Origin of the sequence: Proteus sp. PR00208 (genome assembly GCF_016238545.1) — a bacterium.
Taxonomy (GTDB): Bacteria; Pseudomonadota; Gammaproteobacteria; order Enterobacterales; family Enterobacteriaceae; genus Proteus.
Map to the genome: position 1 here is coordinate 55,051 of NZ_JAEHQE010000024.1, position 16,625 is coordinate 71,675.

The 16,625-nt window shown below is 39.9% G+C and carries 15 protein-coding genes; 10 read left to right on the top strand and 5 right to left on the bottom strand.

Annotated features, from left to right (window positions below; genetic code table 11):
- Positions 1 to 35: 35 nt before the first annotated feature.
- The 4 genes from JEP36_RS15225 to JEP36_RS15240 all read left to right on the top strand — a co-directional run bounded on the left by JEP36_RS15225 (position 36) and on the right by JEP36_RS15240 (position 4,808).
- Positions 36 to 830 carry a protein bax gene (locus tag JEP36_RS15225; RefSeq protein ID WP_160230737.1) on the top strand — a complete coding sequence of 265 codons (795 nt, stop codon included), beginning with the start codon at positions 36 to 38 and terminating at the stop codon, positions 828 to 830.
- Between the two features lie 163 nt (positions 831 to 993).
- Positions 994 to 2,412 carry an MBOAT family O-acyltransferase gene (locus JEP36_RS15230; RefSeq protein WP_198626463.1) on the top strand — a complete coding sequence of 473 codons (1,419 nt, stop codon included), beginning with the start codon at positions 994 to 996 and terminating at the stop codon, positions 2,410 to 2,412.
- Positions 2,399 to 3,601, top strand: coding sequence for an SGNH/GDSL hydrolase family protein (locus JEP36_RS15235; protein WP_198626464.1), 1,203 nt, complete (start codon positions 2,399 to 2,401; stop codon positions 3,599 to 3,601). Before JEP36_RS15230 ends, JEP36_RS15235 begins: the two co-directional genes overlap by 14 nt.
- Positions 3,576 to 4,808: an SGNH/GDSL hydrolase family protein gene (locus tag JEP36_RS15240; protein WP_198630423.1), complete on the top strand. Its 1,233-nt coding sequence runs from the start codon at positions 3,576 to 3,578 to the stop codon at positions 4,806 to 4,808. Before JEP36_RS15235 ends, JEP36_RS15240 begins: the two co-directional genes overlap by 26 nt.
- 67 nt (positions 4,809 to 4,875) lie before the next feature.
- Here JEP36_RS15240 and JEP36_RS15245 read toward each other — a convergent pair whose 3' ends face one another.
- From JEP36_RS15245 to gntR, 4 genes are all read right to left on the bottom strand, one after another.
- Positions 4,876 to 5,814, bottom strand: coding sequence for a methyl-accepting chemotaxis protein (locus JEP36_RS15245; RefSeq protein WP_198620561.1), 939 nt, complete (start codon positions 5,812 to 5,814; stop codon positions 4,876 to 4,878).
- A 150-nt stretch (positions 5,815 to 5,964) separates the two neighbouring features.
- On the bottom strand, positions 5,965 to 7,302 hold the full coding sequence (gene gntU / locus JEP36_RS15250) for a gluconate transporter (RefSeq protein ID WP_198620562.1): 1,338 nt from the start codon (positions 7,300 to 7,302) through the stop codon (positions 5,965 to 5,967).
- On the bottom strand, positions 7,299 to 7,853 hold the full coding sequence (gntK, locus tag JEP36_RS15255) for a gluconokinase (RefSeq protein WP_198626466.1): 555 nt from the start codon (positions 7,851 to 7,853) through the stop codon (positions 7,299 to 7,301). Before gntK ends, gntU begins: the two co-directional genes overlap by 4 nt.
- A gap of 323 nt (positions 7,854 to 8,176) precedes the next feature.
- The gene (gntR, locus tag JEP36_RS15260) at positions 8,177 to 9,172 is read right to left on the bottom strand and encodes a gluconate operon transcriptional repressor GntR (protein WP_198620564.1); all 996 of its coding nucleotides are present in this window, start codon (positions 9,170 to 9,172) and stop codon (positions 8,177 to 8,179) included.
- A gap of 231 nt (positions 9,173 to 9,403) precedes the next feature.
- On the opposite strand from gntR, the gene JEP36_RS15265 reads away from it, so the two are divergent.
- The 6 genes from JEP36_RS15265 (at position 9,404) to JEP36_RS15290 (ending at position 15,980) form a co-directional block, all read left to right on the top strand.
- Positions 9,404 to 10,435, top strand: a complete 1,032-nt coding sequence (locus JEP36_RS15265; protein WP_198630424.1) for an iron ABC transporter substrate-binding protein — start codon at positions 9,404 to 9,406, stop codon at positions 10,433 to 10,435.
- Positions 10,432 to 11,430, top strand: a complete 999-nt coding sequence (locus JEP36_RS15270) for a FecCD family ABC transporter permease (protein ID WP_198620566.1) — start codon at positions 10,432 to 10,434, stop codon at positions 11,428 to 11,430. Before JEP36_RS15265 ends, JEP36_RS15270 begins: the two co-directional genes overlap by 4 nt.
- On the top strand, positions 11,427 to 12,221 hold the full coding sequence (locus tag JEP36_RS15275; RefSeq protein ID WP_198626468.1) for an ABC transporter ATP-binding protein: 795 nt from the start codon (positions 11,427 to 11,429) through the stop codon (positions 12,219 to 12,221). Before JEP36_RS15270 ends, JEP36_RS15275 begins: the two co-directional genes overlap by 4 nt.
- Positions 12,208 to 13,032: a class I SAM-dependent methyltransferase gene (locus tag JEP36_RS15280; RefSeq protein WP_198630425.1), complete on the top strand. Its 825-nt coding sequence runs from the start codon at positions 12,208 to 12,210 to the stop codon at positions 13,030 to 13,032. The genes JEP36_RS15275 and JEP36_RS15280 overlap by 14 nt, the downstream gene beginning before the upstream one ends.
- Positions 13,029 to 13,877, top strand: coding sequence for a ModD protein (gene modD, locus JEP36_RS15285; protein WP_198620568.1), 849 nt, complete (start codon positions 13,029 to 13,031; stop codon positions 13,875 to 13,877). Before JEP36_RS15280 ends, modD begins: the two co-directional genes overlap by 4 nt.
- Before the next feature lie 156 nt (positions 13,878 to 14,033).
- Entirely contained in the window at positions 14,034 to 15,980 is a 1,947-nt protein-coding gene (locus JEP36_RS15290) for a TonB-dependent receptor plug domain-containing protein (protein WP_198630428.1), read from the top strand.
- A gap of 98 nt (positions 15,981 to 16,078) precedes the next feature.
- Here the strand turns inward: JEP36_RS15290 and JEP36_RS15295 are convergent.
- Positions 16,079 to 16,625, bottom strand: a 547-nt coding sequence (locus tag JEP36_RS15295) for an IpaD/SipD/SspD family type III secretion system needle tip protein (protein ID WP_198630426.1), incomplete at its 5' end; no start/stop codon positions are given.

Consider the following 16,625-nt stretch of genomic DNA (forward strand, 5'->3'; position numbering starts at 1 on the left):
CGTTCGATTTTTATCCAGTTAAACGAGGAGAAGCAATGCCCTCTCAATTGATGAGGACAAGTGCCGTCTTCGCTTTCTTGATTTCACTACTCTTTACTGGTGTAAGCTTTGCTTCAACCAGTACCGGCAGTTCCCAAATGCTGCAGGCGTATTCTTTCAAAAGCACGTCAACACCGTTGCCAGATTTGAAAAAATACCCATCGGGAACGCAGCGTAAGAAAGCGTTTTTAAATGTCATAGTTCCTATTATTGACAATGTTAATAATAAGATTTTGAGAGATCGTGAGTGGTTACTCGCTCAACGTAAAGCCCAGCACTGGGGCAGCGCAGAGTTAAAAAAACTGCGTGAGATCTGTCAATACTATGGCGTTACATGTACCAGCCCCAAAAAAGTAAATTGGGATTCGTTATTGACTCGCGTTGACATTATTCCGACACACTTTGTCGCAACGCAAGCCGCTACAGAATCAGGTTGGGGCACATCGAAGTTGGCACAGCAAAACAATAACTTATTCGGTATGCGATGTGGGAGTCAGTCTTGCAATAATGTACCAGGGAAAACCAAAGGCTATGCAGCCTACCCTGATATTGAAGGCTCTGTGATTGCTTATATGCGTAATCTCAATACGCACCGCGCCTACAATTCATTGCGCTCCTCAAGAGCACAGCAAAGAATGACGCAACAGCAACTCGACTCTCGCCAGTTAATCACTGACTTGAAAGGTTACTCAGAAATGGGCTCAAGTTATAACGATTATCTGACCGAAATGTTCGACTCAAATAAAAAACTGATCACCCAAGTTCAGTTGCAGTCGAAACAAGAAAGTTAGGCCTTAGCAGGCTTTCATAGTGTAAAAAGCCACTTTTCTTTCTAGAGAAAAGTGGCTTTTATTTATCACAAGACAATCTTTTGATTGAAAGCCGGCTTAGAATTCATAATATATGTGGTAATACGTTTGGTATGACTTTTAAATCACACCCTTAGAGCCATTTATGAATTTTTTTTCATTCGAGTTTCTCGGAGCCTTTGTTAGCTTTTTTATTCTATACTGGCTCTTTCAAAAGCAGATTAAGATCCAAAATATTCTACTGATTACAGTCAGTTACGCTTTTCTCTTTTATGCGGATTATCGTCCTGCGATTATCTTATTAAGCTATACACTCTTTATTTATTTACTGGCAAATATATTAACTAAGTACACTTCTTCTAAAGTCATCTATTGGCTATTGGGATTATTGGTTGCTGTTTATTTTACTGCCTTTAAATACTACTCGTTTTTCCAAGAATCACTGACACAGGCATTCCAGCAATGGGGACTCAGTATTGAGCTTCCTCTTATTGAATTACTGGCACCATTAGGACTCTCTTTCTATATTTTTCACTCGGTCAGTTATGTGGTTTCCGTTTGTCGAAAAGAGATCCCCAAAGCGCCTTTTTTAGATGTCGTTCTTTATTTATGCTTTTTCCCAAGCATTGTGGCCGGGCCAATTAATCGCGCCAAAGAATTTCTCCCTCAAATTCAGGCACCAACACGAAAAATCATTGATTATAAAGGGGCGATCATGCTGATTGTTTTAGCTATCGCAAAACTCTTTTGGTTAAGTGGTTGGTTCTCAACAAACTATGTTGATCCTGTTTTTAATGCACCCGATTTAGCGCAAAGTGGGCAAGTCTTAACGGCTATCTATGCCTACGCATGGCATATCTATTTCAACTTCTCGGGTTATACCAATCTAGTGACAGGTATTGCCTTATTACTCGGCTTTGTCGTGCCTCGTAACTTTAATGCGCCGTATTTAGCGATCAACCTCGCTGATTTCTGGCGTCGTTGGCATATCAGTCTATCTACCTTTATTCGCGATTACGTCTATATTCCTTTAGGGGGCAATCGTAAAGGCGTTATCAGACAGAACTTTAATGCCTTTGCAGCAATGGTCATTTCAGGATTGTGGCATGGCGCAGCAATGACCTTTATTATTTGGGGCGCAATTCATGGAATTGGCGTGGTGTTATTAAATATTAAACACCGCCTGTTTCCTGTGAGGAAAAATGCGCCACCCACTGCGCTATCTTCGTTAAATATGTTGTTGTCATGGATTATCACGTTCCACTTTGTTTGTTTTGCTTGGATCTTTTTCCGCAGCCAAACAATCGGAGATGCTCTTGTTCTGATACAACAACTCTTTAGTGTAGGTGCTTGGGCTTCATTACAAGCTGAAGGCTTAACGCTCTTTATGTTCTGGGGACTTTTCTTACTTTACCCTTGCTTTGTCACCTTAAGGGATATTGTGGCTCGTCTTGAGAAAAGAGTGCCGTGGTATGTTTATCCTCTACCACTTGCGTTGATCCTCACGATTATTTTTATGTTGTCTCCAGATGGGGTGCCAGGATTTATTTATGCCAGCTTTTGATTTCTGCTCAAACTTAAAAAAGACAGCAAAAGTCGCTTTAATGGTGCTATTTAGTATCCTCTTGCTGATTTGGCTAAACCAAACATCACTAGAGCGCTTTTGGCAACAGCAATATCATCGTCCTGCGCCTTGGTCTGGGCTTTCTCACTATTATGCTTGGCAAGTGGGAGGACAACTGCGTGATGGCGTATTTGTTGCGGTAGAAAGCTATGGAGATTATCTACAGGTTAATCATCCTGATAATCAGGCAAAGCCAATAGAACAAATCTCAACATCGGAGCAACTTCCAGAAGGCTTTGCGGTGGGATTGCATTTCTTTAATGGTTATACACGACCTGCATCTCAATTGACGCAACGCTTCCCGCAATTACTGCAACGTAAGCAAGCAATGGGAGGATTACCTTACCATTCGGTCACGGATGTGTCTGATGCGGCCTTAGAAGCCTTAAAACCTATCGTACAAAAAACAGAAATTATTTTATCACCTAAAGATAAAGTCTTATTTGCAGGCGACTCAATGATGCAGGGTGTTGCTCCTTTACTTAAACGCCAACTTCAAACGGACTACAACATCAGTAGTATTGATTTAAGTAAGCAAAGTACAGGGCTGGCTTATCCTCGCTTTTTCAATTGGCCTCAAACGATTGCAACGCGATTAGCCAGTGACGACTCCATTAAATTATTAGTGGTCTTTTTAGGCCCTAACGATCCTTGGGATATGCCTCCAGATGGTGGAGGACGCTACTTAAAATTTGCAAGCGAAGCATGGGAATCAGCCTACCGAGCGCGAATTGCAAGCATTATAGAAAATGCCAGACAGAATAATGTCACGGTTATTTGGGTTGGACCACCCAATATGCGCAAGCAGAAGTTGTCCGAAGGGATGGCATATCTTGATAAACTTTACCGTGAAGAAGCAGAGAAAATGGGCGAAATTTACCTTTCCGTCAATGATATGTTTAAATATGAGAAAGATATTTATTCTGATTATATGGGTGATGGTAGTAGTCGTGTTAAGTTAAGAGCCGGTGATGGCATTCATTTTAGCTTAAAAGGTCAGCAAATTATTGCTCAACACGTATTCTCACGTATTCATCTTCAAGAAGAAACGAAAGAAGATAATGCAGTTGATGATGTAAAAGATAAAAACACGGTCATTGTAAATGAAACAACTAACGCACATCCTTAAGCGTAAAACCTTAGTCAGTAGTTCAATCATACTGGCATTGGTTTCACTCTTAGTCGCTTGTAATCAAGACACTGAAAAAACGGTGAAGTTGCCGACACCCACAGTATTACCTGCTGATGGTTCAAGACAACTTTACAACTATCACGATCCTCACTTTGCGGGCTTTGTTAAGAAATTACAACAAGGCCGCCAAACGGTGCATATCGTTCAGTTAGGTGATTCCCATACTGCGGCTGACTTTTTCAGTGGTAAGTTGCGTGAGCGTTTTCAAGCAGACTATGGCAATGGCGGTATTGGTTTTATTCCCCCGACTAATATCGCGGGTCAACGTATTGCAAACGTACAATATCAGAGTGATAAAAAAGCGTGGACACTGCTTTCGAGCAGAAAAGATAGCGATCCTGATTTTCCATTAGGTGGCTTTATTAGTGAGCCTCAAGCGAAATGGGCAAAATTACAGTTATCTGAAACCCCAGTCACTCAGCAACGTTATCAATTGCAAGCGCTCTATAAAGCCCCAACAACAGCACAAATGAATGTACAATCGTCAACAAATAAAGTGCTTTCATTATCGCAAACGCAAGGTAAATGGCAGTTTTCAAACCCAACAGCCATGACATTCCCTGTTAGTATTACCATCAGCAAAAATCAACCAGTTAAATTAGGCGGTTGGTTGATCACTAATCAACAGCCTGGCGTAATGTTATCCTCATTAGGCATTAATGGTGCCACTATCAATATGATGGATAAATGGGGAACACAATGGACTGAAACACTTGGTCAATTAAACCCTGATATGGTGATTTTAGCGTATGGCACAAATGAAGCGTTTAATGACACTTTCGATTTGAACACCTATCGCCAACAGCTTACGGATAAAATTCGCCAAATTCGACAGCAAGCTCCTAATAGCGCCATTTTATTAATTGGGCCTTCTGACTCAATCAAAAATAAAGAAGCACTTGATTGTCGCTCACAACAGCCTCAATGGCTAAGCGATATTATCAGAATTCAAAAAGAAGTGGCTCAACAAGAGAAGACGCTCTTTTGGGATTGGCGTGATTATATGGGTGGCGAATGTTCGATAAAAGCATGGGCGCTGTATGATTTGGCAAGACCTGATGGTGTTCATCTTTCTCGTGAAGGTTATGAAAGCAGTGCCAATACACTTTATAGCCAATTGAATACCTTAATAAACAAAGGCTGACCCACTCTGTTTAACAAATAAAAAGGAGCTTTCGCTCCTTTTTATTTTTCTCATTTTATTCATCAGGTTAGTAATTATCTGAATTTAATAAAACATCGACATATTTAATAACATCAACGCTGGCTTGTTCCATTTTCTCTATATAGTGTGCAACCGCTTCTTGATTATCTTCTATATTGGCCTTTAATGCTAAACGACCACATTCATGCACTAATTTATGGGGTTCTTCTAAGCGACGAAAGGCGTCAGTTTTTGCAAATTTTTTACCATCACCTTGATAATACCATTTCCCTAAACGGCACTCTGTATGCTGATTAACACAGTGTTCATCATCATTATTTAATAAGTGAATATAAATCGCCTCTTTCCATAAAACATGGTCGAGTTTGACCGTATTAAAAAATTGCTGCATCGAAAGAAAGGTAAAAATATGTTTAAGCTCATTGGCTTGTTCTGACAATGACGTTAAATTTTGATGCCCTTCTTCAACCAGTGTTTTAACTTGTTGAACTTGCTGTTGGTTTTTTTCTGTGGTTTCTTTAACGGAAATAAAGCGAGCACCTAAATTATTATTAATGCTAGCAATAGAAGAAGCTTGTTTTTGGATCTCTAATGACAACTTTTTCATCTCTTGAGCTAAGACTGCAAATCCCGCCCCTTCACGCCCAATATGTCCGGCCTCAATTGCTGAGTTAATGGATAAAATATTCGCCTGACTGGAAAGCCTATCAATATTGCTGGCGCTATCTTTAATTTTTTTCAACCAACTTGAGAAATCTTCTATCTCTTCTCGGCTATGTGTAAAATGCGTATCCACTTCATTTAGAAATTGAGTCAATGACTGCGAATTATCCAACATCTTGCTAAAGAGATGTTCCATTTCATCAAGTAAATTGAGCTTATCTTGTAATTTATTACTTGATGCTAAAATCGAATCTCGAATTAGCGTGATGGTGTGGATATTACAATCCGTGTGTTTAATAAAAAGCGAATTATAGTCAACCATAAAATAACAGCCCTAGTTTGCCCACTTAATAAATAAACCTATAGATTAATGAGAAACGGGATATTTTCTGTCACATTTCATAGTCATTTATAGCAATGAAAAAAAGCGCGTCAAAAGACGCGCTAATTACAAGAAAATAAAGATTCAATTTTATAAAAAAGCGAAGAAAATCATACCTACGACAGCACCTGTTGTGCCGAGAATAGTTTCCATCAATGACCATGTTTTTAATGTTTGCGCTTCTGTTGCTCCAGTAAATTTACCGAATAACCAGAAACCCGAATCATTAACGTGGCTAAGAATAATAGAGCCACCCGCAATACAGATTGATAATGCCGCCATTTGAGCGCCACTGTAGCCCAGCTCATTGATAACCGGTAAAACTAAGCCAACAGCGGTTAAACATGCAACGGTCGCAGAACCTTGGATCACACGCACAGCACCTGCAAGAATAAAGCACGCAATTGCAATTGGCATACCCGCGCCAATTAACGCATTACCTAATGCAGGACCAACGCCAGAATCAACTAACACTTGTTTAAAGACACCACCCGCACCAGTGACCAATAAAATGATCCCAGCAGGTTGAATTGCTGCGGAGCAAATCTCCATCACTTTTTCTTTGCTCATACCACGGCGAATAGCTAAGCCGTAAATAGCCACTAAACAAGCAACAAGAATAGCAATAAAAGGATGACCTACAAACTCAAGAATATTGTATAGCTCAGTCTCTTTCTCAACGAAACGCGCACCAATGGTTTTAAAGCCCACTAAAACTAGCGGTAATAACACAAGTGCAAGACTAAAACCAAAAGAAGGCATTTTGTTTTGACCTAAACTCGGTTCCGACAAATCTTTTGGTAATTCTAATGTGACGTAACGGCTAATAAAGTTACCGAAAATAGGACCTGCTAATAACATCCCAGGAATAGCTGCACATAAACCAATTAAAATCATCCAACCAAAATCAGCATTCATTTGGTCAGCTAACAGCATTGGTGTTGGCCCTGGCAATAAGAAGGCGGCTGCACCTGCGACACCCGCAAAGAGAGGGATGGCCATTTTCACCACATTGCCACCAGTACGACGAGCAACAGCAAATACAACACCAATTAACAAGACAACGGCAACATCAAAAAACAGAGGTAAAGCACAGATTAAACCTGCAATACCTAATGCGTAGTTAGCCCGTTTCTCACCAAAGTATTTTAATAATCGCACTGCAATTTGGTCTAATGCCCCTGTTTCATGTAGCACTTTACCAAACATTGCCCCTAGCGCGACGACGATTGAGAGGAAACCTAACGTCCCCCCCATCCCGTTTTGCATGGTTTGTGTGATCTTCTCTAAAGGCATGCCAGAGAAAATACCGGCACCAATAGCGACAATCATTAACGCTATAAAAGCGTGTAAACGCGCGTACATCACAAAAAAGAGCAATAATAAAACCGAGCCAACTGCGGTTAGCACCAGTGTTAATGTACTCATACCGTTTCCCCTTCAAAAGTCTTTTGAGTGACTGAATTTATTGTCTTAATTGCACTTTCAATCACGTCATCAAGTGGCACTGAAATATCAATTTCATATACATCATTTTCAGCTTTTGTTGGCTCTTCTAGGGTTTCAAATTGAGTCACTAACATTTGAGGTTTAAAGAAGTGCCCTTTACGTGCTTTTAAGCGGCTTTCAATTAGCTCATAGTCACCTTTTAAATATAAAAAGTGTAGACATTGATTGCCCTCTCTTAACATATCGCGATACTGTTTTTTCAATGCAGAACAAACAATTAACGAAACTTCATTGGTTCTTTGCATCGCAAATGCTGCATCATTTAATGCTTGTAACCAAGGCTTACGATCTTCATCATTTAAAGCGTGCCCTGATGCCATTTTAGTAATATTTGAGCGAGGGTGCAGGAAATCACCGTCTAAAAATGCCGCACCTGTACGTTGTGCCACACCACTTGCGACCGCAGATTTACCGCTGCCTGATACCCCCATTAAGATAAAAACATGGTGTAGGGATTGGGTATCGTTCATAGAATGCTCCTTTAAGGCAGATATTAAGTCTTTTTTGTAATGTTACCCGTAACTGTTACGGGTAACATATCCGAAGTGGTAAGGTGAATACAACAACGAAGATCAACTAAGTAGCGAAAATGTGAAGCGACTCTCAAATGAAAGTAAGATGATCTACAAACTGACAACAAAACATCTGATCAGCTTCCTTTTATTCGCCGCAAAATAGGGGAGTAATAACGTTGAAAGAGAGAAGGTATCTCAATAAAAAACCCTACTGTTAATCATATAACAATAGGGTTAGTAAAATTATTAATTTATTTCAATATCAATAAGTTAAATATTTAAATACTTTCACCAGTAATAATGCGGAAACCAACATCAATCACTTGGCCTCGCGCAATTTTACCTTTCATTCGTTTAAGCAATAAATCAGCTGCTTGTTGCCCCATTTCATCACGAGGGGTAAAGATACTCGCCAGACGAGGCGTCATCACTTGTCCAACATCATGTCCGTGGAAACCCGATATTGCAATATCCTCTGGCACGGAAATACCTAAACGTTGACACTCAAAAACAGCACCAATCGCAATATCGTCATTGGTGCAATAAAGTCCGTCTAAATCAGGATATTGCTTACGTGCAGCATGTAATAATTCAGCCCCTAATGAATAAGATGAGCTTTTTGGCGTCATCACATTACCAACAGGTAAACCCGCATTTTGCATTGCTTTTTCATAACCGTTTAAACGCATTAAGGTTCGTTCATCCTGTCTTGCGCCAAGGTAGATAACACGTTTGCATCCACGTTTGATCATCTCATTGACCATCTGTTGTGAGGCTTCAACGTTATCTAATCCTACCGCCGAATCAAAACAAGGCGAAACGCTATCCATGATCTCTACCACAGGAATACCCGCGGTTTCTAACATTTTCATTGTTTTTGGTGTGTGCGTTCTTTCAGCAAGAATAAGCCCATCGATATTATAAGAGAGTAATGAAAGCAGGCGCTCTTCTTCTTTTTCAGCACGATATCCATAGTGTGCTAACATAGTTTGATAACCGTATTTATCGGTCACTGATTCAATGCCACGAATAACTTCGGCAAAAACTTGGTTAGTTAAAGAAGGTAGTAATACCCCAATCGCATGACTGGTCGAATTAGATAAAATATCAGGAGCGCGATTAGGAATATAATTAAGGCTCTCTAATTCACGCGCAATTTTTTCTCGTAAAGCTTCAGAGACTTGTTCGGGGTTACGCAAAAAACGACTCACGGTCATTTTGGTAACACCAACTCGCGAAGCTACATCCTGTAATGAGGGGCGTTTTTTCTTCATTTTATATCGCAACTATCCAAAAACACTCGTATTAATACGCGCTTTAATTTTCCAAGAATGCTGATTATAGCCCTAGGTTATACACTATTTCGAATAAAGTTTTTCAGATGTGTGCCTAGATTTGATTTTGACTGATGATCCCTTGACTTAAGCCAAAGGAAAGATAGTATTCTTCGCTGTATAATAAATGAAATAACGATATCAATATAAAACAATAAACAGCGTGAACCTATGGCGATCCACAGACGACAATTTCTAACTTACCTCACGACTATTGCGACATTATCGGCACTTCCACATTCGGTAAGGGCCGCAATAACCTCGCGTATTGCAGCACAATTTGGTCATATTCCTGCATCAACCACAATCCATCGTGTGATTAGTGCGGGGCCTCCTACTGATCAATTGTTACTCGCATTAGCGCCTGAAAAATTATTGGGTTTTTCCTCACTTAATTTAGAAAAAAGTCCTTTATTTTCAGATGAACTACGCAAATTACCCCGTTTAGGACGTTTATCAGGGCGAGGAAGTACACTCTCTTTAGAAGCTTTACTGACGTTAGAACCCGATATCATTATTGATAGTGGTAATGTGGATGAAACCTACCGTTCATTGGCGAAGCGTGTCTCTGATCAAACGGGTGTACCTTATGTGTTAATTGATGGCACATTAAAAGATAGCCCAGCTCAGTTACGTCAAACAGGGGCTTTATTAGGTGTTGCTGAAAAAGCAGAAACATTAGCGCAGATTGCAGAGCAATATCTTAGTGATGCTGCGCTTTTTGTATCTGAACAAAAAGAGAGTCCACGTTTTTACCTTGCTCGGGGTGCTAAAGGATTGCAAACGGGTGCAAGAGGCTCTATTCACACAGAAGCCATTGAAGCCTTAGGTTTTGAAAACGTGGTTGATGTTCCTGATTTTACTGGTTTGACTGATGTTTCCCCTGAACAACTGTTAATGTGGAACCCTGAAATTATCATCACACAAGATGAAAATGCCTATCAGCAAATCACTCAAAGTTCTGTATGGAACAGCATTCAAGCCGTTAAAAACAACAAAGTGTTACTGTTTAAAGGATTACCATTTGGTTGGTTAGATGGTCCTCCGGGTATCAACCGTTTAATGGGGATGCGTCGCTTACAAAGTCATTTTGACGTTCGAATAGAAAAACAAACCACTCAAGATCTACAAAATTACTTTGCTCATTTTTACCACACGCAATTAAGTGCTGAACAATGTCAGCAATTGCTGGGGTATTCATGAGTCAATCAGTACGTATCACGCTTTTATTTGCGGTATTTTCCATCGTTGCTTTAATTGCAATCACTAGTGGTAAGTATTCACTTACCGCTAATGAACTGTGGACACTGGTAAGTAATAAATTAATAGGCAATGTGGAATACAGCAGAACTGAAACCGTCTTTTGGCAAATCAGATTTCCCCGTGTTCTTGCGGCAATCTTAATTGGTGGAGGACTCGCTATTGCAGGAGCAGCTTATCAAGGTATGTTCCGTAACCCCTTGGTTTCTCCTGATATTCTTGGCGTTTCATCAGGTGCGGGCGTGGGTGCGGTTTTAGGTATTTTCCTTGGGCAATCGATGTTGTCTATTCAGCTATTTGCCTTTGCAGGTGGTTTGGCAACAGTTGCCTTAGTCTATTTTATTGCAAGACTTGCTAAACAACACGATCCTGTTCTTTCGCTTGTCTTGGTTGGTATTGCGATTAGTGCATTATGTGGCTCAGCAATTTCATTAATGAAAATTCTCGCTGATCCTTATACGCAATTGCCCTCAATTACCTTTTGGCTTTTAGGGGGGCTTTCGACCATTACGGCTTCTGATTTAATTTCTGTCGCCCCTTTAATGTTGATTGGCTTTATTCCACTAATTTTATTGCGCTGGCGTATGAATATCCTCAGTTTATCTGATGAAGAAGCCAGAGCATTAGGTTTAAATGTCGAAGTGACGCGGCTAGTTTTTATTTTGTCAGCAACATTGATAACCGCAAGTGCCGTTTCTATTGCGGGCATTATTGGCTGGCTAGGCTTAATAGTGCCTCATATTGCAAGATTGTTAGTGGGCGCTAACTTTAGCCAACAACTGCCTGTTTCTTTGCTTGTGGGCGCCATTATGCTGTTAATCACTGACACATTAGCTCGCACTATTGCCAATATCGAACTTCCATTGGGTATTTTAACCTCCGCCATTGGTGCGCCATTCTTCCTAATGTTGTTACTTAGAACAAGGAAAGACGCATGATCATTGCTAATGCAAAAAAGCTCGCCATTGGCTATAAAGGCAAAACCTTAATTAAAGATCTCTCATTCCACATCGAACAAGGGCAAATCATCTGCTTATTAGGCGCAAATGGTTGTGGAAAAACCACACTGATGCGAACGTTGTTAGGACTAATACCTTGTATTGAAGGTGAGATTAATGTTGCGGGGAAAAAACTAAGTGAGTGGTCACCAACAGAACTTGCCAAAGTGGTGGCTTATGTTCCTCAAGCAACGCATATCCCCTTTTCTTTCAATGTTATCGATATGGTTGTGATGGGACGAGGCGCACATTTATCCTTTTTCTCAATGCCAAGTTCTCAAGATAAAACAATGGCAATGGAAACCTTAGAAATGCTCTCGCTTTCTCATCTTGCTCACCGAACTTTTGATACTTTAAGTGGTGGTGAAAAGCAGATGGTCTTGATTGCTCGTGCTTTAGTACAACAGCCCAAATTACTGATTATGGATGAACCCGCGGCCAGCCTTGATTTTGGTAATCAAATAAAGCTGCTTACCCAAGTTAAGGCACTAAAAGCGTTAGGGATCAGTGTTTTTATGTCAACACACCATCCACAACATGCCGCTTCATTGGCTGATGAAGTCATTTTACTGACACCTCATACTCCTGTTTTGCAAAATAGTCCTGAAATTTTGCTAACACCCAACAATTTAGCGCACCTTTATGGTGTAAAACCCACAGATATTCAGGCGCATTTTCACGCCTACTCGGGTAATAACAATGAATATAGGCAAGAATATGAACACCATTGAAACCACGGATTTTGCTGAACTTTATAAAAACCACATGGTACAGGCTGAAAGAACCAAAAAAGAGCCAGAACATTGGGATAAACGTGCTGAAAAAATGGCAGAAACCTGTGCCAATCCTAACGATCCTTATTTAATCAAGTTTCGTGAAATGATGGATTTTACGGGTGCTGAAACCTTACTAGATGTGGGTTGTGGCCCTGGCTCTATCAGCATTCATGTTGCGGATAAATTCAAAAAAGTCATTGGTATTGATTACAGTACAGGCATGCTCACAGTGGCTAAACGTAGAGCAGAACAAGCAGGCATCAATCACGCCGACTTTATCACTTGCTCATGGGAAGATAGCTGGGATGCACTTCCTCGTTGTGATATTGTGGTCGCTTCACGCTCAACGCTCGTGATGGATTTAAAAGCCGCGCTATTAAAGCTTAATCGCCAAGCTAAATTACGTGTTTATACGACACACACCGTATCCCCAACTTTTGTTGATCAACGCATTATTCGCTTACTGGGTCGAGATGTTCCTACGCTACCAACCTACATTTATGCTGTAAATATGCTTAACCAAATGGGCATTCACCCTAAAGTGGATTATATCCGTAGCCGTAATTGTCAAAGCAATTTCAATAGCCTTGAGCAATTTATTGAGGGGATCAACTTCTCCGTAGGACCTTTAAGTGAAGATGAAATAACACATTTAACGAACTACTATCATGACAGCATTAAAAATGGCGTTTCACTGATTTCGCCTACGCGTGATTGGGCGATGGTTTCTTGGGATGTCGTGCCAGAAAGTGAGTTAACACTATGATTTATTACCCTGATGCCTTTCTTGATAATTTATTGATGGAAGATATTCAGTATGGTGATTTAACAAGTCGCGCCCTGAATATCAGTGATCAATTAGGTACGATGACATTTACACGCCGTGAAGCGGGTTGTGTTAGTGGGATCACGCTAGGTTGCCGTTTATTGGAAAAGTTAGGATTAGAGGTAAAAGCGCATCGACAAGATGGTGATTTTGCCGATAAAGGTGATTGCTTAATCACCGCGGAAGGTCGAGCCGATGCGCTGCATCAAGGCTGGAAAGTAGTGCAAAATGTGCTGGAGTGGAGTTGTGGTGTTAGTGACTATATGGCAAGAATGCTAGAAATCTATCATCGCTATCAACCTAAAGGGCAAATTGCGTGTACACGTAAAAATATCCCGAATACCAAACTATTAGCAACTCAAGCGATACTTGCAGGCGGTGGTGTTATTCATCGCCAAGGTTGTTCTGAAACAATTTTACTCTTTGCTAATCATCGTCGATTTTTATCAGAGCCAGATAATTGGGCACAGCATGTTAAACAGTTACGCCAAGCGGCACCTGAAAAATGTATCGTGGTAGAAGCTGATGATATTGAACAAGCAAGAGAAGCGTTAAAAGCCCAACCAGATATTTTACAGCTTGATAAATTCTCCGTTGAAGATATTGCTCGGCTTCAATATGAAGCGCCTCAAGTTGCGCCTCAATGCCATCTTTCGTTAGCTGGCGGAATTAACCTGAACACAATTGAAAAATACGCACAAACAGGTATCCATTTAATGGTAACGTCTGCGCCTTATTATGCTCCACCGACAGATATTAAAGTTCGTCTTTACCCAAAAGATTAAATAAAAATAATAACTTATAAGTAAGTATTTACATATTTAATCAATAATAAACAAAACCGAGTGCTAACATATTGTCAGCACTCATTTTATCCATTTATTTTTACGTAATTCGTTATATAAAAATTTATATATAGATTACAAATTGAGATTGGAATGATGAAATTAAAACCTCTATGCTACTGTTTATCTTTTGCTCTATTACCAAGTATTGCAATCGCCGACACCACTTATGGGCAATTAACGCCTGATTTATTAACCGTTTGGAGTAGCCCGATTGCAGCCAATCCAGATGTGTTAACACAAGAGCAGATGCTTGAACAAAATAAAGTCAATGCGGCACAAGCTATTGCTACATTACCCGGTGTTGTGATGCAAAAATCGGGCAACCGCAATGAATACACCATTAAAGTGCGTGGCTTTGATAGCCGCCAAGTGCCTGTATTCTTTGATGGTATTCCAACGTATGTTCCTTATGATGGCAACTTAGACTTAGCCCGCTTTACCACCAATGATCTAGCAAGTATTGAAGTCAACAAAGGCTATACCTCATTACTACAAGGCCCTAACTTAATGGGTGGCGCTATCAATATCACTACCGCATCACCGAAAAAACCTTTAGAAGGGAGTATTGCTTACTCACAAGGTTTTGCACGCGGTGCCGATTATGCCCATAACATGAGCGCACGTTTAGGCGCACGTAATGATTTAGGTTTTATTCAAATCAGTGGTAGCCAATTAAAGCAACGCTTTACCCCAATTCCAGGCGCTGATGAAAATAATCAAGCAGCCGGTACACATGGACGCCGTGATAATTCGGCAACAGATGATAAACGTGGCATGATCAAAGTGGGTTGGACGCCACGCGCTTCTGACGAATATACCCTGACTTATGTAAAACAAGACGGTGAAAAAAATAGCCCGCCGTCAACATTAGGTAAAGGTAAATTTAAATATTGGGCATGGCCGGATTACAACAAAGAGAGCTATTACTATAGCGGCGTAACACAAATCACAGACAGTATTAATCTACAAAGCCGTGCTTATCACGATAAATTCGAAAATACCCTCTATATGTATCCCAAAAAAGGGGATACACCTGACTATAGCCACTATGACGACTACAGCACGGGCGCTGCATTGCAATTAGGTATTGATACACGCGACAGTGACCTACTCTCTTTTGCCGCACATTGGAAAGATGACGTTCACCGCGCTCAAAAAGAGAAAGGTGGCGATTGGATGCGTTATAAAGACAGAACATGGTCTTTAGCCACAGAATACCAATGGGTTGCCACCAATGATCTCGATTTAGTGGGTGCCATTAGCTATGACTGGCGTGACAGTGTTGATACCGATAAAGGGGCTGATGACAACAAGCAAACGGCTTTTAACTGGGAAATGATGGCGAAATATTCTTTAGCCAATGATGATGCAGTCCGCTTCTCCGTATCTGATCGTAGTCGCTTCCCGACGCAAAAAGAACGTTACACTACTGAAAAACCCAAAGATGGCTCAAAAGGGATTATTAACCCAGATTTAGATCCAGAACGTGCATTATCGTTCGACTTAACCTATGAAGGGCACATTACTGATAAATGGGGTTACCAAACCAGCATTTACTACAACCGTGTCAGTGATGCAATTATGGCACACACCGTTTATCGTGATGGCAAAGCATTTTTCCAAAACCAAAATAGTGGACGCATCGACTATGTAGGTCTTGATTTAGGCACGAAAGGTAACGTCACTGATTGGTTAGAACTTGGTGTAAACTATAGCTATATTCACAGTGATCCGAAAAAAATCGAACATATTGAAGGCTTACCAAAACATAAAGCCTATATGTGGATAACGTTTATTCCAGTAGAACACGTTCGCTTTACTGTTATGGAAGAAGCACAAGGTTGGACATATAACCGTATTGATGAAGATGACAAACTCGCAGGCTATGCAAAAACCGATCTACGTTTAGATTATGACTTTGGTTATGGTGTTTCTGCTAATGCCTCTGTCAATAACTTATTCGATAAGTCTTACGAGTATACACAAGGCTATATGGAAGACGGCCGTAATTACTGGTTAGGTATTGAATATAAATTCTAATTTATTTTCTATAAATTTAAGAGCTGATATTTATTTTAATATCAGCTCTTTTCGTCCCTAAAATAACCTTACTTTCCATGATAATACTCTAAATATAATTAAAATCGTAAAAAACCTTTTGCCATTTCTAATAAAGTATTCATAGTACTACTCACTATTTTTACAAAATTATCATAATTACTATTGGCTGCACTATATTTTTTTGACAGTTCATCCAAGTTAGTATTAACGCCTTTTTCAACGGTATCGAATGTTTTCTTTAATAATTCAAACTCTGTTTGTAATATATCCGACCAACCATCTGGCATGCTAAATAAATGTTCAGTTAATTTTTTAATCCCCGACACATCAAATTTAACTTCAAACGAAAAATTCATATTAGTATGATTATCTTTTATTAATGATACTCCTTTAATTTGACTAAGTAATTTTCGTACTGCATTAACTGCATTATTCACCTCAGCCTCATCTTTATAATATATCTTTTCCCCATTAATTATTCTATAAAATCGACCATCATTATCTTTAAAAAATTCCATATGAAAAGATAATGACTGCAACCTATTCATAAAAATCTTTAATGCATTAAAAAGATAAGCAGGGGATACACTTATATATCCATCTTTACTCCCAGCCTTTGTTGAC